Source organism: Marinobacter sp. (assembly GCF_052091845.1).
Taxonomy (GTDB): Bacteria; Pseudomonadota; Gammaproteobacteria; order Pseudomonadales; family Oleiphilaceae; genus Marinobacter.
This window is the reverse complement of the sequence record NZ_JBQDCO010000003.1, coordinates 1-16,209: the sequence shown is the minus strand read 5'-3', so window position 1 is coordinate 16,209 and position 16,209 is coordinate 1. Positions and strand designations below refer to the sequence as shown.

Here is a 16,209-nt window from a genome sequence, read left to right as displayed (position 1 = left end):
TATTGAACCCGGTGTGCTGGCTTCCCAAAGGGGACAGATTCAGGGAGTGAGGTCACATTCCGGGTAGTGGCTTACGGTATAGCGAATAGTTGCGGTGTAGTTTTCGTCGGCGTTCTTGCGCACATTGGTAAGGCCGGAATAGGCTACAAGTGCGGCCTTGTTATTATAACCGAGGGTAATCGGATCAACCAAAAGCGTGAGAAAGACGTTGTCCGGGCGGATTTGCACCAAGTGCTCGGCGTTCACGGGCGGGTTTGGGGCTGGCTCAAGAATAAACGAGTAACTTGCCCCTCGGGCGGGCACCAAAAAGCGGAACCTGATGGAGTCACCGTTTACAATTTTATTCCAGTTCTGACGCACGAAATTATCAAAACCTGCATCGACCACAAGATCCTCTGAAACATCCACGCTGGTTTGCATTTTATCGCCGTTTGGTTGCTGCCAGGCAATATTCGCGGTACTGGTGTCTGCATAAGATATTTTCAGGGACTCCTGAAAGTCCGGTTGCTGATAATTGACGGTCGGTCGGGTGTCAGATCGACTGTAATCCAGCTCTTTTTCAGCGAATGTCTCACTACCTTCATCCGCCTGTCGAACATACAACACACTGTGGGTTTTTGGCTGAAACACACCATTCTCGCAGGCGCCCTCAATTCTGTGCTGCTCTTCATAGAGGGCTTCTCCATCCGGGTTTTCAGCCGCACCGGCAAATTGAAAAACATCTGCGGTTGCTGGCGTTGCTGCAATAGCTAAAACAGACAAATACCTTGGTATGAGGGTCACTATGCCAACTCCGGGAAAAGTGATTTTCGAGCCAGCAATAGCGCCGGAAACACCACCAGCCAGCCAAGGGCCAGAGCGATAAGTGAAAAGGCCAGTTCCGGGAACTCTACCGCACCCATTCTGCTGGCGGACCAATAAGCGAAAGGCCCGGCAAAGGGCGCAAATACAAAAGCGAGCCGGATTTTTCGGCTAATCCAGTTCAGGGAGTGGCTAAGTGTGGTCATGAAAATAGCCCACATGGCGACCAGCCACGGTGGCGTTATAAGCGCTGCGCCTGTGCCATCGTCCAATACCCCGAGTCGAAACCAGAGGCCATCGAGTAACGAGCCAACCAGTGTCCCCAGGCCGATAAACTGGAGTTCTGTAAAGCGGTTCTGGCTGACAACTAAAAAGTGAACGAGCAGGAAACACAGAACCAATGCCGGGCCGAGCAGGTTGGGGTATAAGATACAGGCAAACCAACCAATCTGAAATAGTAAGAAATTCAGAATGTTGCGAGCTAATTCTGAAGTAATCATTCGCTTCGAATGCTCTGCTGTTTGTTACCGGGTTTGGCGAAAACCAACTGTGATACGCCTATGGCACGCTCGCTGAACCCGGCCTCACAGTAGGCAAAGTAGAAGTGCCAGAGCTTGCGGAATGCGTGGTCGTAACCCATGGAATCAAGCGTTTCATGGCTGGCCATAAAGCGGTCACACCAGTCCCGGAGTGTGCGGGCGTAGTGAAATCCGGCGTCCTCTGAGTGGGCCAGCACCAGATTCGATTCTTTACGCACGGATTCCAATATGGCGCCAAACGATGGAATGAAACTTCCGGGGAAAATAAAGCGCTGAATAAAGTCGACGTTCTTCAGGGCACGTTGATAACGCTGCTCTGGCATATTGATGGCCTGAACCAGAGCCAGGCCATTTGGCTTCAGCAGGCCGTTAATCTGGCTGAAGTAACTGTCCAGAAACTGCGGCCCTACGGCTTCGATCATTTCGATGGACACCAGCTTGTCGAATTTGCCTGCCAGATCACGATAATCATTGAACAGCAGGGTGATTTTTTCTTCCAGGCTTTCGCTGCGTACGCGCTCACGGGCAAGTTCAAGCTGTTCTTTGGAAATGGTGGTGGTGGTTACGTGACAGCCATAGTATTTAGCTGCGTGTATTGCGAAGCCGCCCCAGCCCGTTCCTATCTCGATGACCTGATCCCCGGCTTGCAAATCCAGCTTTCGGCAAATGGTATCCAGCTTGTGAGTCGCCGCCTCTTCCAGCGTTGACTTCTCATTTGGGTAAATGGCCGAAGAATACATCATGGTCGGATCGAGGAAGGTTTCGAACAGATCGTTGCCCAGATCGTAATGGGCACTGATGTTTTTTCTTGAACCATCTTTGGTGTTGCGGTTCAGCCAGTGCAGGCCTTTTAGTGCAGGCTTGGTTACCCAGCTGAATTTGTCCTCAAACTCGTTCATGCGGTCGATATTGCGGGTAAAAAAGCGGAGCAGTGCCACCAGGTCTGGAGATGACCAGTCACCGGCCACGTATGCTTCGGCCGCGCCAACGCTTCCGCCGGTTAACAAGTCCCGCCAGGTGCTCTGATGGTGGATGATCAGCTCCGCCGGCTGATGATCGAGGTTTCCATCGCCAAACATCCGGTCCTCCATACCGGTTTCCCGGATGGTTAAGGTGCCTTCGCGCAACTGCCGGAGTTGCTGAACGACGAGTTTTCTGGCTACCCGGGTCGCAAGAGAGAAACTTTCCCGGGGGTTGGCGGAACGACTGGCGGGTGTGTTCAGGTTCTCCATGAGCTTACCTTTCCTCGGGTCTTGTTTGCGTTATCCGTATCGGTTACGTCTGTTCCTTGGTCACCGCTTCCCAACTTGTGGGCCTGGTCGCGCTCTGAAAGCTTGTCCGGGTGTGTGTAGAACGGAGTACCTTTGATTTTCAGCTTCAGGGCGTGCCAGTAGATACCGGCAGCCACCTTGATCGCTTCTACAGGGAACTGTCGCAAGCTTCCATGAAGGGCTTTACGTGTAAGTGGGGTTCGGTGGACGACCAGAGTGGCATCAAAATGCTTTTTGCCTTCTTCCAGCACATTCATGTGAATTCTCAGTTCCGGCCCGCGGAAGCTGAACGTCCACTCATAGTGTTGCGCCATGGCGTTGAACGGCGACACATGAAAGCGCTTGGCGAATCGGAATTTTTCGGTTCGCCAGCCAGCCGGATTGGCTTCGGTGCCAACGGTTTCCAGGCAGTACACATGACGTTCGTTCCACGGAGTGTTGGTTATTTGTGCCAGGATAACGGCGGGAACATTGCCGTTGGCACCATTTTCCCCGGCACGATAACAGAAGTAGAAACTCACCGGATTAAACACATAACCGACGTAACGTGGGTGGGTGATCAACTCTACTGGGCCATCAGGGTGCCAGCCGGTGGCAGTTTCAACATGCGAGCGTATGGCCTGGGATAAACTGCCTGCCTCTGGCTGGAAATAGTCCTTACGTTTCAGTGACACCCAATTGAATCGCTCAAGGGACAAAAACGGGCTGACGTTGGCTACCTGATGCCACTCGTCGGTATCCAGTGCCAACATACCTGTGTTGTATTCAAACTGGTGCTGAACCGGATACCTGCGCCTGTGCCTGATTGAGCCTTGTAACCACTGGCTGGTCATGATCAGAGCTCCACGCCGAAATCACGGGTTACCCGCAGTGCGCTGCGTACGCCATCCTCGTGAAAACCGTTAAACCAGTAGGCGCCGCAATAGTGGGTACGGTTTTTATTGCCAATTTCATTGTAGCGCCCCTGAGCCTCAACCGCGTCAAGAGTGAACACAGGGTGGGCGTAACTGAAGCGTTTTATGACCTTGTCTGACGCTATGTGTTGGCTGCGGTTCAGGGTGACGCAAAACGTGTCCGGTGCCTCGTGGAAGTTTTGCAGCGTGTTCATATTGTAGGTAACAGAGACAGGCTCGGTGCTATGCTTCGGGATAAAGTAGTTCCAGGCAGCCCAGGCTTTGGGGTTGTCTGGCAATACGCTGCGGTCTGTATGCAAAACCACATCGTTTTCCTGATAGGGAATGGCGCCCAGAATTTCCTGTTCCCGATCGCTGGCGTCGGCAAGCATTGCCAGCGCCTGATCGCTGTGGCAGCCAAAAATAACCTGATCGAAGGTGTGGGCCTGGTCCGCAGTTTTAACTGTAACGCCGTTCTCGCTCCGGCTCACTGTTTGCACGGGTGTGTTCAGGCGTGTGCAGTCGCCCAGGCGCTCCATCATGGCTTTCACATACTGCGCCGAGCCACCGGAAATAACCCGCCAGGTTGGGCGATCGTCTACAGACAGCATGCCGTGATTGTTGAAAAACTGCAGGAAGAACCTTGCCGGAAACTGCTCCAGCACAAGTTCCGGTGCCGACCAGATCGCGGCCCCCATGGGCACAATGTAGTTATTCCTGAAATACCGCGAGTAGCCGTTTCGGTTCAGGTACTCACCCAGGGTTTCAGCACGTTGCAGTTTGCCGGCCGCCAAGTCGGCCCGGGTTTCTTTATTAAATCTCAGAATCTCCCGAATCATATTCAGAAATGGCAGGTTCATCAGGTTTTTACGTTGGGCAAACAGGGTGTTCAGGCTGGTGCCATTGTATTGCAGGCCGGTTGAGCTGTTATCCACGCTGAAGCTCATTTCGCTGACTTCAGACGGTACTCCCAGGCGTTCCATCAAGCGCATGAAGTTTGGGTAGGTCCAGTCGTTGAAAACGATAAACCCCGTGTTTACGGGCCAGATACGTCCACCGGCTTCTACATACTCGGTGTTGGTATGGCCGCCGGCGACATCGCCCGCCTCGAAGAGTTCTACATCGTGCTTTTCAGCGAGAAGCCATGCCGCCGTGAGGCCAGATACACCGGCGCCAATTACAGCAATACGCTGACGTTCGTTGGTCATTCCTTTGGTTCCTGTTCATTGGAGCTTTTCCGGGCCATGGAAGCCGCCATCCGATCAATTAATGGCTGAGGCAGGGTATTTAAACACTTCAAAATCCAAGTAAAGCGCTTCGGAAAGGCGATCTCGGTATGGCCCTTGGCAAGGCCGCTGATGATGCGTTCGGCAGCATCAGCGGCAGTTACCAGAAACGGCATAGGGAAATCATTGCGCTCGGTGAGTGGCGTTTTCACAAAGCCGGGTGACACCAAAACCACATCAATACCTTCGCCAGCAAGATCTGCCCGCAAGCTCTGTGCAAAATAGGCCAAAGCCGCTTTTGAAGCGCCGTAGCCTTCTGCGCGCGCAAACGGAAACCACCAGGCTGAAGAACCCACAATAACGAGCGTGGCGGGCAACCCTTTTGCCCGGGTGCGCCTTAGAGCGGGCAGGGCGATCTCTACGCAGCGGGCTGTGCCAATCACATTGGTCTGTAGGTTCTTTTCGATCACGTCACTGCTGTAATCAGCAATGTCGAGATACTCACACGTACCGGCGTTGAGAATGGCAACGTTCAGATTGCCGTGTGATTCGAGCACGGGTGCAATTGATTGAAGGTGCTCTTTGTTGGTGGTATCCGCGGCGGCGAGTGCGACTCGCTCCGGCGCAAGGGATTGTATCTGTTCAAGAGGCCCGGCTCTGCGCCCGGTAATAACCAGATTATGCCCTCCCCGGATCAGGGCGCGGGTTATGGATTCACCAATGCCAGAGCTGGCGCCGGTAATCCAGACATTGGATTGTGTTGTAAGGCGGTTGCTCATCCTGCATACCCCTTTACCCAGCGTATAACGCCGCCAATGATCGGCAGGTTTTCGTACAACAACTGGCCGGCGTCAAAATAATCACGGTGATAGCAGATTTTTCCGCTTTTGATTTCGAGATGGCTAATGCCGGATACTTGTATTTCGCGTCCACCGCGAATACGTTTGTGGCGCAGGTGCATCACCCACGGCAAAGAGGCAAAGCTTTCCTGTATCACTGCGCTTTCAAAGGTAAAGTGGCATGAAATGACGTTCGCATAGGAGCCAGCAAAATAGTGCGTAAGGGCGTCAAGGCCTTTTACGTAACCAAGCGGATCCTGAAATTCTATGTCTTCGCTGTACACATCTGTCAGCTTGTTCAGGTTGCCTTTATCAAGCTCGTTAAACAGGCGCCTGAAGCGCTCCAAAGTGACGGGCACAGCAGAGTGCGGACGACCTACTTCAATCGGTGGCACGGTGGTCATTTGTGCACCCTCCCTAGTTGATCAAGTTGGCGGGTTTCTTCCTGAATACGGCGGGGAATCGGGTTTAGCTCCCAGATAATGCCGAACTTTGACAACATCCAAAGCCCGTACCAAGTAATGTCAATCTCGTACCATCGAAACCCCTGGCGAACGGATTGGGGCCAGCGGTGGTGATTGTTGTGCCAGCCCTCGCCCAGGGTCAGCATGGCCAGCCAGAAGTTGTTGCGGCTGTCGTCGGTGGTATTGAACCTGCGTTTGCCCCATACGTGGGAAAGTGAGTTTATAGACACGGTGGCATGAAATAATGCAACAGTGGACATGAAAAAGCCCCATACAAGCATTTGCGGCCCGTTGGTGCCAAGCCCCGGAGCCCAAACCGCAAGTGCTTCCCCCAAGGCATATATCAGAAGGGCTGAGGCAGCGGGTACTAAAGCGTCGAATCGGTTGATAAGCTTGAGTTCAGGGAACTTTAGCCAGTCTCGAACTCGTCGCTCGTCTGTAATAAAACCTGCATCACAGGTAAACCAGCCCATGTGCGACCACCAAAAACCGCCCTGGTGGGGAGAGTGCAGATCCTTTTCCCGGTCAGAGTGCCGGTGATGGTGCCGGTGATGGGCGGCCCACCAAAGCGGGCCACGCTGAGCGGCACTGGCACCGAGCAAGGCAAATGCAAATTGTGCAGGCCGACTGGTTTTGAACGTTTTGTGGGCGAAGTAGCGGTGATAGAACCCGGTAATGGCGAACATGCGAATAAAGAAAAATACGGCTGCAAAACCAGCCGCAAACGCACTTACCCCGGTGTAGAGGGTCAGAAGGCAAGCCAGATGCAAAGCCAGAAACGGAATGACACGTACAAAATTGAAGGAGCGGGAGGTTGCGTCGATGTGATCCGAGCCCGCTTCGGAATCGAACCACCTCAGAATGTTAATAAATAAACCTTGCACTCGGGTCATACCCTGGCTGCCCTTATCTTTAAATTAAATCTGATTGGCGAGAAGCTTGGTCTAATCAAACGCCACCTGTTAAAAATTTGTACGCTCTTAGCACTGTAACTGGATGCACTATAAATCATGTTTAATGAGACACTTCGTACGACAGATGTACGCCGAATAGCGATTGTTGGTTCAGGCATTGCTGGACTAACTACAGCCATTAAGTTCAAACAGCAGGGCCATGAGGTCACTGTTTTCGAGAAAAGCCGTGGCCCCGGTGGCAGGCTGGCAGCAAAACGGGTAAGCAATGGCTCGGCCGACATAGGCGCGCAGTATTTCACTGCACGCAACCCGGACTTCTTACCGTTTCTTTCTGCTTTTGCCGGCGACAGCTGTTTCGCCCCCTGGAGGGCCCGGCTTGGGTTCCAGAGTGCAGAGGGTCAATGGCAGGCATTTCCAAACGAGCATCGCTATGTGGGAACGCCGAGGATGACAGCGATCTCCCGTGCTTTATCCGCACACGTAAAAGTTGTTTCCGGCACCCGGATTGAACGGCTTGTCCGCGCTGGCGAAAACTGGCTTCCGTTTGATGATGCCGGTCAACCGGTGGGAGAGTTTGATCAGGTGATTATTACCGCGCCGCCGGCTCAAGCCAGAGAATTGCTTGCCCGGAGCAACCTGCCCGAACTTGCAGCACAGCTTAATGATGCGATAAGCCGGGTGCTGCCATGCTGGGCCGTGGCTGTTCACTTTGATGAAAACCCCTGGCCTCATCATGAAGGCATGCGCTGCACGGATCCGGCGCTTTACTGGGTGGCTAACAATTCAAGCAAGCCTGGGCGTAACAGTGAAAACAAGGAGGGTGCTGGCGTATGGTGGGTTCTGCATGCGAACGCAGAATGGACTGAGCGACACATAGATACCGCGCCCGCAAAGGTTGCAGAAGAGCTGATTGCAGCTTTCCGGGCGTTGACCGGTGCCAAAGCCGCCGTGACAGACACAGTTACTCACCGCTGGCTGTATGCCCGTTCTGAGGGTGGCAACAACCCCGGCCACTTGTGGTTTAAAGGGCAGGGCATTGGCCTTGCGGGCGACTGGCTCAGTGGTGGCAGGGTAGAGGGCGCGTTCGACAGCGCCTCTAGCTTGGTGAGCGCGTGCGCGGAGAGCGCAACTAACCAGTAGGCCCCTGCCTAACAACCTCTATTGTTATATCGGGCCGCGTATAGAAGTGGGTAATGGTGCCGTCGTTGAACTTACTGAAAAAAGCGCTTACATCCGTAATTTTCTTCAGGGACCGTGTGCGGTGAACCGGGTCCCGGGTCAACACCTTGATGCCATTGAAATTGTCTTGAATACTGGAGAAACGGGCGTGCATAGAGCAGGTGACCACGTGAGCCGGGTTTAACCCCATCGCTTCTGCAAGCCAAACGCTGTGTCCGGTAATGCCGCTGTCTGTAAGGTCTTCCCGGGTGTCCAGATGGTTTAGCTTTACCCGGTTAACAATGCAGAAAGAGAAGCTTTCCGGTCGTTTGCGTGCAACCTTTCGAAACGCTTCCCAGAAAAAGCTGTCGGTTAACTCGGCAAAGTACTGCATATCGCTTAAACACGTGTCTATCCACTCAAAGCTTTCCGGGTCTTCAAGTACTTCATTAATGGCTTCACGCAACAACCAATCGAATCCCAGCGCCGTTTTGTGAGCATACACCTTGCGGTACATCTGATAGCGGCTGTAAATGAAATCCTCAAGAGCCCCGAGGCCTTTCTGGGTGATGGCCAGCCCCAGCCAGGGTTCTGATTCATCCCAGCCAAAGCGAAGATTGCTCAATAAATGGTCGAGATTCAGTCCACCTATGGTTACCGATGAGTGAAACCCGTCCCGCAGCATATAATCGGCACGGTCAGCGTCAATTTCTCCTGATACGATGGATGAAAGCAGGCCTAAAACCATCTGCGGAATGTTTTCGCTGATTTGTGATTCCGTTTCGGCATTGCCGCCGGTGATAAATCTCCAGAACGTTCGGGCATGACGGCAGAAAGTATCGCTTGGCGTGACCTCTGTGGTTTCCATAATGCCCATTACATCGCGGGCGTGAAGGCCAGCGCCCTCAAGGTCTATCGCCGACAACACGTCGTGCGCGACCCGCACAGAGTAGTGCTCATGCTCGAGTTCTTCGGGCTCTGTGCGGTGATAGTCGGAGTAGTCCACGCCCTCCCATAAATCGGCAAACCGCCCGGGCCGCGACATCAAATTGCGGATGCGCTGGGCCTGGGTGAACTGATGGGAGAAGCTGGAGTGCCCGCTGTCGTGCAACAGGCAGCCAAGGCGTATCGTTTTGGCGAGATAGTCGATGGCATCCAGTTGGCTGAGGCTCAGGTCAGTTTGCTCGCTGAGCTGGCGCTCCCGGAGGTAGGCATCAATCATGGAGCGGAACATACGGGTGCCCACATGCATTACACCGATACTGTGCAGGAAGCGGGAGTGGGTTGCACCAGGGAACACAAGGCTTAATATGTCGTTCTGGCAAATGTTGCGCAGTCGCTGAAACAGAGGGTGGTCGATCACTTGAATTTCATGCCGGTACAGTGGAATTGCGCCGTGAACCGGGTCCATGATCAACTTGTCATAGGCACCCAACAGGTCGTTTACCGCTCGTCTCATTCGCAGGAATCTCCGGATTTCATCAAACTGGCCTTGTTATATCACAGTGGCATGCCAAAATAGGATTTGACACACCATTTTTCGTTTAACGCTAGTAGCTTAGGGCAGCAGCCATGACCTCGCGCAACGGGCGCCTATTAATTCGTATACTGATTATTGATGCAGAAGACGAGGCACGCTCAGAGCTTGCCCGCTATCTGGGAACGAAGGGGTTTTACGCCGTTGGCTTCCCTGATCCAGGTTCCGCAATCGCGTCTTTCGACGATAACACGCCCGACATTATCTTTGCAGACCTCGCTCCGGCGGGCATCCGCGAGTTGGCAGACAGTCTTGATGGAACAGAAACATATATCCCCATCGTTGCTTGCTCTGCGGCAGAATCGAGCACAGCGGTGGTGGATGCTATTCGCTCCGGTGCCTCGGATTTCGTGCTCAAGCCCTGCTGCAACGATAAAAATGCGTTGGGCGATGTTATTCGCAAGCTGCTCGAGCGGGTGCGGGTCCGCCGTCTGAATCAGCTTTACAGACAAGAGCTGGAGGATGCGAACAGAGATTTGAGAGACGGAATCGCCGAGTTGCGAGCCGACCAAAGAGCAGGGCGTAAGGTACAAATGCGCATGTTGCCAGAAAAAGAGCAATATGCCGGGGGCCTTTACGTAGACCATCTGATAAAGCCATCGCTGTATTTGAGTGGGGATTTTCTCGATTATTTCCCCCTTACTGAAGATAAAACACTGGTCTACATTGCCGATGTGTCTGGCCATGGCGCCAGCTCCGCGTTTGTAACCGTACTTTTGAAAAACCTCAGTAATCGGTTGCAGCGAAACTTTCGCCGGGGGTCCAGCGACGACATCCGGTATCCCGATCGATTTCTTGAGCGTATCAACTCGGAGTTGCTCGATACCGGCCTGGGGAAACATGTTACCGTGTTTGTTGGTATAATCTCCTTAAATGAACGTACATTGGAATATGCGGTCGGTGCCCACTTTCCGATGCCGGTACTGTCGTTTGAAGGTGGTGAGACTTCTTTTCTGGAGGGCAGCGGTCTGCCTGTGGGGTTGTTTGAGTCGCCACAGTGGGAGGTGTACAAGGTGCCTCTGGCCAAGCCATTCCATTTGATCCTGTTTTCGGACGGAATCCTTGAAGTCATTGATCAACAGAGTCTTGATGAAAAGGAGCAGAGACTACTTGAACTCGTATCTGGAGGTCGTCACACTGTCGCATCTCTTAGCGAGGCTCTCAATCTCGACGAGATCACAGAGTTACCGGACGATATCGGTATTGTGACAGTGACTGATACAAATTCAGTGTCTAAAAACTCGTCGTTGAAATAGTGGCAGTGTGAGACATGGCTGGTTATAAAATCCTGCAAGCTGAAAAACAGGGCATATACGTCCTGAAGTTTATTGGAGAAATCCGGCTGAACTTATGTTGTACGCTGGACAATCTGGTTGACTCCATCACCCTGGACCCGCAATTTAAAACGGTGGTGATTGATCTCACCGAGACCGACATTATCGACAGTACCACCCTCGGCCTGCTTGCCAAGATAGCCATGGCAGCCAAAAAGCAAAGCCACTTTTTACCCACGCTGATTTCCACCAATCCGGACATTACCCGTATTATCACCTCCATGGGTTTCGACAAAATCTTCATTATTGTTCGTGAGCCTGCTTCACGTATTGAAGATTTGGAAGAAATACCTGTGCTGAGGGCCAGCGAAAAAGACGTTCGCGACAAGGTGTTGGATGCCCATAAAGTACTTATGGGGCTGAACCAGCAAAACCGGGAAGAGTTCAAGAATCTGGTGCGTGCCCTGGAATGTGAAGAGCCCGGTTGACTCGCCGCGCCTGGTATCCTGAATCAGAAGATTCAGACCTGATTCAAAACAAACGGAAGAACTATGCCTGAAAAAAATGAGCCTCTCGCAAACCGTGCCCAAGAGCTGGTACACGATGTAGCGGTTCTTGGAGGCGGCAGCTTTGGTTCTGCCATGGCAAAAGTACTCGGAGATAATGGCCATCGGGTTCACTTCTGGATGCGCGACGAAGCCCAAGTGCAAGAAATTCGTACAACCGGCATAAACAGCCGCTATATGCCCGGTATCGAAATTAAAGGTGATATCCAGCCCACCACAGACCTTGCAGGCGCTGTACACAAAGCAGAAATTGTATTTGTTGCCATACCGAGCAAAGCCTTTCGCACTGTGATTCGGGAGAACAGCGGCAAGTTCCGGGAAGGGCAGATTGTCGTCAGCCTGACCAAGGGTATTGAAGCTCATGGCTTTAAGCTGATGAGCGAAATACTGCAAGAAGAAATCCCTCGCTGCCGTATTGGTGTATTAAGTGGCCCAAACCTGGCCAGCGAAATTGTAAACCGCGATCTCACAGCAACAGTGATTGCAGCCAAGGATCCGGATGTACGGCGCACCGTTCAGGATCTGCTTGGCTGCGAGTATTTTCGTGTGTACGCCAACGTTGATATTTATGGCGTTGAGCTAGCGGGAGCCCTGAAGAACATTTATGCCATTGTGGCAGGCCTCGCGTCGGCCATGAATATGGGTGAGAATGCCAAAGCTATGCTGATTACCCGCGGGCTGGCGGAAATGAGCCGTTTTGCGGTCAGCTTGGGAGCCAACCCTATGACGTTTATGGGTCTGGCAGGAGTGGGTGATTTAATCGTTACCTGCACCTCTTCAAAAAGCCGAAACTTCAGAATTGGCCATGCGGTTGGACAGGGTAAGAAACTGAACGATGCAGTGGCTGAATTGGGCCAGGTGGCTGAAGGCATTTACACTCTTAAGTTGGTGAAAGAAAAGTCCGAAACGATTGGCATCTACATGCCTTTGGTGCGGGGCCTTTATGAAATTTTATATCGGGATGCGTCCATCAAAGCGGTGATCAATAGTCTGATGATGTCTGTACAGAACTCGGATGTAGAATTTATTTTGCCGCGGACTATCGCTGAATAACGGAATAACTCCGGGGGAGGTGAGCTGTGCAATTGCTTATCATGCGCCATGGTGAGGCTGGCTGGCATTCGCTGGATCAAGAGCGAGCGCTCACCGAAGCTGGCCGCCAACAGGTTGCAGAGTGCGCCACTAAAATTGCAACGTCGCCTTGGCGGCCTGAGCAAATCTGGAGCAGCCCTTACGTACGGGCGCGACAAACAGCCGCTATAGTTTCCGAAATCCTCAATTGCCCTGTGGAAGAAAAGGCGTTTATCACACCTGAAGATGATCCGGGGCTGTGCCTGGATGCACTCCTTGAAAACGAGTATTCACCATTGTTGCTGGTTTCTCACATGCCTTTGGTAGGTTGTCTGTCTACGTTACTGGTAGATGGACACCGGCATGGCCTTCCGTTCATGACTGCTCAGGCCGTTGTTTTGGATATGCCGGTGGTTGGCCCTGGCTGTGCAGACTTGAAAACCCAGTTTTTGCCCTGACTGCGTGAGCACTGCAAGAGCCACTTTTATTGATTGAGCTTAGATGGTGCTTCCGGCAGGGCTGATAAGTTCGGTTATGGTGCGGATTTCACGCCCCTTTCCCAACCCCAGCCCCAACCCTGGCGCTGTGCCGTTGCGCCACGAATCGCAGCGCGGTCTGTAAATTCCCGCTATACAGAGGATAGCTATGAGCCAGAATCCGGAAAACCTCATCGAGCAAGTGGCGAAAACCACGAAAAATACCAGCCAACCTCCGCTAGAGCAGTGGCACCCCGAGCTTTCCGGAGAGATGGATCTGCGCATCAGCCGAGACGGGCTGTGGATTCACAAAGGCGAGCCAATGGGCAGGGAAGCAATAGTAAAACTGTTTTCCACCATTCTCCGCCGTGAGGATGACGGCCAGTATTACCTTTTAACACCTGTAGAGAAATGGCGAATTCAGGTAGAGGATACGCCCTTGCTTGCCCACTCACTTGAGGTGACGGGCACCGGTGAGCAGCAGATCATAAAGCTGACAACCAACGTAGGTGAAACCCTTGAAGTGGGTGATGAGCACCCGCTCAAGGTCGATAGCTACAAAGACTCGGCACAGCCCCGGCCAATCATACGGGTGCGTCACGGAGTGGATGCCCGGCTTGTCACCGCCGCTTACTACGATTTGGCAGAGCATGTTGTGGAGCAAAAGATAGAGGGAAAGTCCGTGCTGGGCGTATTCAGCCATGGAAATTTCTACAAAATCGGCCAGAGCGGTTGAAAAGGTTTGGTGCGCCCCCAGAAAGGACGGTAGAAAACGCACTAACTCAGTTGTTAAACTGTGTTTTCATGCTTGTTACGAGCCTGGCTCTCTAACGAGGCCCAGTTGTCGTTAGTCCCTCTGTTCAGTTTGGCTGTTCATGACTACTTGCGATTACCTTTAATCAAACATACAGTCATTGCGACACTCAAGGAGATCACATGGCCCAACCTCGCGTTGTCACCATCAACTACACGCTCACCAACAACCAGGGGGAAGAGCTGGACTCCTCCCGTGGCGAAGGCCGCGAGCCGCTGGCTTATCTTGAAGGTGCACAAAACATCATCGGTGGACTGGAAAGTGCACTGACCGAAAAGACCGTAGGCGACCAGGTAAAGGTTTCTGTAGAGCCGGCTGAAGGTTATGGCGAAGTTAACGAAGAGTTGGTTCAGCCAGTTCCGCGCACCGCCTTTGAAGGCGTAGATAGCATCGAGCCAGGTATGCAGTTTCAGGCACAAACCCCGGGTGGCCCTCAGGTAGTTCGTGTTGTGGAAGTGAACGAAGAAACGGTCACTATTGATGCGAACCACCCATTGGCTGGCGAAACCCTGCACTTCGATGTAGAAGTACTTGAAGCTCGCGATGCCACTGACGAAGAACAGGAACACGGTCACGCTCACTAAGAGTGTAGAAACCGGTTCAAGAAAGGCTCCTATGGGGGCCTTTTTTTGTATTTAAAGAAAAAGAAAGTGTCCATAAAAAAGCGGAGATGCAGTTTTAACCGCATCTCCGCTTTTCCTGCATTAATTGAATTAACGCTTAAGGCCAGTCAGTTTACATGTTGGGGTAATTCGGCCCACCGCCACCTTCCGGCGTCACCCAGGTGATGTTCTGTGCCGGGTCCTTGATATCACAGGTCTTGCAGTGCACACAGTTTTGGGCGTTAATCTGGAACTGCTTGCCACTACCGTCGTCCTTCTCAACCACTTCATAAACCGCGGCAGGGCAGTAGCGCTGAGCGGGCTCATCGTACTTTGGCAGATTTTCCTTGATAGGAATATCCGGGTCGGTCAACTTCAAGTGAACCGGCTGGTTTTCAGCGTGGTTAGTGTTGGAAATAAACACTGACGACAGGCGGTCAAAGGTCAACTTGTTGTCCGGCTTGGGGTAATCCACCTTTTTGCAGTCAGACGCAGGCTTCATTGTTGCGTAGTCTGGCGTTGTGTCGTGAAGAGTAAACGGCAGGCTTCTGTGCAGAATATTCTGCTCGAAGAAAGCAAGCGCGCCACCGACAAAGTTACCAAACTTGTGCATGGCCGGGCCGAAGTTACGCTCGTCGAAAAGCTCTTTATAGAGCCAGCTCTTCTCGAAGCGATCCGCAAAGCTGGTAATTTCCTCACCAGACTGGCCGTTTTTCAAAGCTTCGAATACTGCCTCTGCACCCAACAGGCCAGATTTCATAGCCGTATGCGACCCTTTAATCTTGGAGCTGTTCATGGTGCCCGCATCGCACCCCAACAACAGACCACCGGGGAAACTCATTTTCGGCAGAGAATTGTAACCGCCTTTTGCCAGTGCACGGGCACCGTAGGATACTCGCTTTCCGCCTTCCAGATATTTACTGAATTCCGGATGAAGCTTCAAACGTTGCATTTCATCAAACGGGCTCAGGTGGGGGTTGCTGTAGGATAAGTCAGCAATCAGGCCCACATAAACCTGGCCGTTTTCAAGGTGGTAAAGGAAAGAACCACCAGTGGTGCCACTTTCGCTCAATGGCCAGCCGGTCGTGTGTACAACCAGACCAGGCTCATGCTTGTCTGGGTCTATGTCCCACAGCTCTTTAATACCTATGCCGTAATGCTGGGGATCTTTGCCTTCGTCCAGTTTGAAATCGCTAATCAGGCGCTTGCCCAGATGGCCACGGCAACCCTCTGTAAACAGGGTGTATTTGGCCCGCAGCTCCATGCCGGCCATGTAGCCGTCTTTTTCGGAGCCATCAGCGGCAACACCCATATCGCCGGTAAGAATGCCTTTAACTTGCCCGTCTTCAACAATAGTCTCGGCTGCGGCAAAGCCCGGGTAAACCTCCACACCCAGAGCTTCCGCTTGTTCTGCGAGCCAACGGCAAAGATTTCCAAGGCTTATAATGTAATTGCCGTGGTTGTGCATGTTTTTAGGAACAAACGCGTTCGGGATTTTGTTTCCCTTCTCCTGGTCTTTCAGCAGGAAAATATCATCACGGGTAACCGGAGTATTCAGGGGGGCGCCTTTTTCTTTCCAGTCTGGAAAGAGTTCATTCAGAGCCGTCGGTTCAAATACAGTACCGGCCAGGATATGGGCGCCGATCTCTGAACCTTTTTCTACCACACAAACGGTTAGTTCTTCGCCGGCTTCCTGTGCCAACTGCATCACACGGCAAGCTGCCGACAGGCCAGCAGGGCCGCCGCCGACGATAAGAACATCAA

General features: G+C 52.6%; 17 protein-coding genes. 7 read left to right on the top strand and 10 right to left on the bottom strand.

The genetic code is table 11. From position 1 onward, the window contains the following. Positions 1 to 39 precede the first annotated feature (39 nt). From ACTHYN_RS01640 to ACTHYN_RS01605, 8 genes are read right to left on the bottom strand one after another with little or no spacing between them, the layout of a single operon-like run. Entirely contained in the window at positions 40 to 783 is a 744-nt protein-coding gene (locus ACTHYN_RS01640; RefSeq protein WP_441810754.1) for a hypothetical protein, read from the bottom strand. Further along, positions 783 to 1,301 (bottom strand): DUF2878 domain-containing protein, encoded by a 519-nt coding sequence (locus ACTHYN_RS01635; protein WP_441810753.1) that lies wholly within the window; start codon positions 1,299 to 1,301, stop codon positions 783 to 785. The genes ACTHYN_RS01640 and ACTHYN_RS01635 overlap by 1 nt, the downstream gene beginning before the upstream one ends. Continuing rightward, positions 1,298 to 2,572, bottom strand: a complete 1,275-nt coding sequence (locus tag ACTHYN_RS01630) for a class I SAM-dependent methyltransferase (protein ID WP_441810752.1) — start codon at positions 2,570 to 2,572, stop codon at positions 1,298 to 1,300. The genes ACTHYN_RS01635 and ACTHYN_RS01630 overlap by 4 nt, the downstream gene beginning before the upstream one ends. Continuing rightward, positions 2,560 to 3,444: a DUF1365 domain-containing protein gene (locus ACTHYN_RS01625; protein ID WP_441810751.1), complete on the bottom strand. Its 885-nt coding sequence runs from the start codon at positions 3,442 to 3,444 to the stop codon at positions 2,560 to 2,562. Before ACTHYN_RS01625 ends, ACTHYN_RS01630 begins: the two co-directional genes overlap by 13 nt. 2 nt (positions 3,445 to 3,446) lie before the next feature. Continuing rightward, positions 3,447 to 4,712: an NAD(P)/FAD-dependent oxidoreductase gene (locus ACTHYN_RS01620; protein ID WP_441810750.1), complete on the bottom strand. Its 1,266-nt coding sequence runs from the start codon at positions 4,710 to 4,712 to the stop codon at positions 3,447 to 3,449. After that, positions 4,709 to 5,509, bottom strand: a complete 801-nt coding sequence (locus tag ACTHYN_RS01615; RefSeq protein ID WP_441810749.1) for an SDR family NAD(P)-dependent oxidoreductase — start codon at positions 5,507 to 5,509, stop codon at positions 4,709 to 4,711. The genes ACTHYN_RS01620 and ACTHYN_RS01615 overlap by 4 nt, the downstream gene beginning before the upstream one ends. Next, positions 5,506 to 5,973: a nuclear transport factor 2 family protein gene (locus tag ACTHYN_RS01610; RefSeq protein ID WP_441810748.1), complete on the bottom strand. Its 468-nt coding sequence runs from the start codon at positions 5,971 to 5,973 to the stop codon at positions 5,506 to 5,508. Before ACTHYN_RS01610 ends, ACTHYN_RS01615 begins: the two co-directional genes overlap by 4 nt. Continuing rightward, a complete protein-coding gene (locus ACTHYN_RS01605) occupies positions 5,970 to 6,926 on the bottom strand; it encodes an acyl-CoA desaturase (protein WP_441810747.1) in 957 nt (318 codons plus the stop codon). Before ACTHYN_RS01605 ends, ACTHYN_RS01610 begins: the two co-directional genes overlap by 4 nt. Positions 6,927 to 7,043: 117 nt before the next feature. Here ACTHYN_RS01605 and ACTHYN_RS01600 point away from each other — a divergent pair, with 117 nt between their 5' ends. Next, positions 7,044 to 8,087 carry an NAD(P)/FAD-dependent oxidoreductase gene (locus ACTHYN_RS01600; RefSeq protein WP_441810746.1) on the top strand — a complete coding sequence of 348 codons (1,044 nt, stop codon included), beginning with the start codon at positions 7,044 to 7,046 and terminating at the stop codon, positions 8,085 to 8,087. On the opposite strand, the gene ACTHYN_RS01595 is transcribed toward ACTHYN_RS01600, so the two are convergent. After that, positions 8,077 to 9,564 carry an HD domain-containing protein gene (locus ACTHYN_RS01595; RefSeq protein ID WP_441810745.1) on the bottom strand — a complete coding sequence of 496 codons (1,488 nt, stop codon included), beginning with the start codon at positions 9,562 to 9,564 and terminating at the stop codon, positions 8,077 to 8,079. The two genes, ACTHYN_RS01600 and ACTHYN_RS01595, sit on opposite strands and share 11 nt — an antisense overlap. Before the next feature lie 113 nt (positions 9,565 to 9,677). On the opposite strand from ACTHYN_RS01595, the gene ACTHYN_RS01590 reads away from it, so the two are divergent. From ACTHYN_RS01590 to ACTHYN_RS01565, 6 genes are all read left to right on the top strand, one after another. Then, entirely contained in the window at positions 9,678 to 10,898 is a 1,221-nt protein-coding gene (locus tag ACTHYN_RS01590; protein ID WP_441810744.1) for a PP2C family protein-serine/threonine phosphatase, read from the top strand. Positions 10,899 to 10,912: 14 nt separating this feature from the next. Beyond that, the gene (locus ACTHYN_RS01585) at positions 10,913 to 11,404 is read left to right on the top strand and encodes an STAS domain-containing protein (RefSeq protein ID WP_441810743.1); all 492 of its coding nucleotides are present in this window, start codon (positions 10,913 to 10,915) and stop codon (positions 11,402 to 11,404) included. 63 nt (positions 11,405 to 11,467) lie between these two features. Then, positions 11,468 to 12,535, top strand: coding sequence for an NAD(P)H-dependent glycerol-3-phosphate dehydrogenase (locus ACTHYN_RS01580; protein WP_441810742.1), 1,068 nt, complete (start codon positions 11,468 to 11,470; stop codon positions 12,533 to 12,535). 26 nt (positions 12,536 to 12,561) lie between these two features. After that, positions 12,562 to 13,011: a phosphohistidine phosphatase SixA gene (sixA, locus tag ACTHYN_RS01575; protein WP_441810741.1), complete on the top strand. Its 450-nt coding sequence runs from the start codon at positions 12,562 to 12,564 to the stop codon at positions 13,009 to 13,011. Positions 13,012 to 13,198: 187 nt separating this feature from the next. Beyond that, the gene (locus ACTHYN_RS01570) at positions 13,199 to 13,765 is read left to right on the top strand and encodes a DUF1285 domain-containing protein (protein WP_441810740.1); all 567 of its coding nucleotides are present in this window, start codon (positions 13,199 to 13,201) and stop codon (positions 13,763 to 13,765) included. 200 nt (positions 13,766 to 13,965) lie between these two features. After that, positions 13,966 to 14,427, top strand: coding sequence for an FKBP-type peptidyl-prolyl cis-trans isomerase (locus ACTHYN_RS01565; protein WP_441810739.1), 462 nt, complete (start codon positions 13,966 to 13,968; stop codon positions 14,425 to 14,427). A 151-nt stretch (positions 14,428 to 14,578) separates the two neighbouring features. Here the strand turns inward: ACTHYN_RS01565 and ACTHYN_RS01560 are convergent. Continuing rightward, the coding region (locus ACTHYN_RS01560) for an electron transfer flavoprotein-ubiquinone oxidoreductase (protein ID WP_441810738.1) at positions 14,579 to 16,209 on the bottom strand (1,631 nt) is incomplete at its 5' end.

Coding starts and splice junctions, on each gene's coding strand:
- ACTHYN_RS01600 (WP_441810746.1), top strand. CDS start 7,044: ATGTTTAATGAGACACTTCGTACGACAGATGTACGCCGAATAGCGATT.
- ACTHYN_RS01615 (WP_441810749.1), bottom strand. CDS start 5,509: ATGAGCAACCGCCTTACAACACAATCCAATGTCTGGATTACCGGCGCC.
- ACTHYN_RS01625 (WP_441810751.1), bottom strand. CDS start 3,444: ATGACCAGCCAGTGGTTACAAGGCTCAATCAGGCACAGGCGCAGGTAT.
- ACTHYN_RS01620 (WP_441810750.1), bottom strand. CDS start 4,712: ATGACCAACGAACGTCAGCGTATTGCTGTAATTGGCGCCGGTGTATCT.
- ACTHYN_RS01595 (WP_441810745.1), bottom strand. CDS start 9,564: ATGAGACGAGCGGTAAACGACCTGTTGGGTGCCTATGACAAGTTGATC.
- ACTHYN_RS01565 (WP_441810739.1), top strand. CDS start 13,966: ATGGCCCAACCTCGCGTTGTCACCATCAACTACACGCTCACCAACAAC.
- ACTHYN_RS01635 (WP_441810753.1), bottom strand. CDS start 1,301: ATGATTACTTCAGAATTAGCTCGCAACATTCTGAATTTCTTACTATTT.
- ACTHYN_RS01605 (WP_441810747.1), bottom strand. CDS start 6,926: ATGACCCGAGTGCAAGGTTTATTTATTAACATTCTGAGGTGGTTCGAT.
- ACTHYN_RS01630 (WP_441810752.1), bottom strand. CDS start 2,572: ATGGAGAACCTGAACACACCCGCCAGTCGTTCCGCCAACCCCCGGGAA.
- ACTHYN_RS01570 (WP_441810740.1), top strand. CDS start 13,199: ATGAGCCAGAATCCGGAAAACCTCATCGAGCAAGTGGCGAAAACCACG.
- ACTHYN_RS01580 (WP_441810742.1), top strand. CDS start 11,468: ATGCCTGAAAAAAATGAGCCTCTCGCAAACCGTGCCCAAGAGCTGGTA.
- ACTHYN_RS01590 (WP_441810744.1), top strand. CDS start 9,678: ATGACCTCGCGCAACGGGCGCCTATTAATTCGTATACTGATTATTGAT.
- ACTHYN_RS01610 (WP_441810748.1), bottom strand. CDS start 5,973: ATGACCACCGTGCCACCGATTGAAGTAGGTCGTCCGCACTCTGCTGTG.
- ACTHYN_RS01585 (WP_441810743.1), top strand. CDS start 10,913: ATGGCTGGTTATAAAATCCTGCAAGCTGAAAAACAGGGCATATACGTC.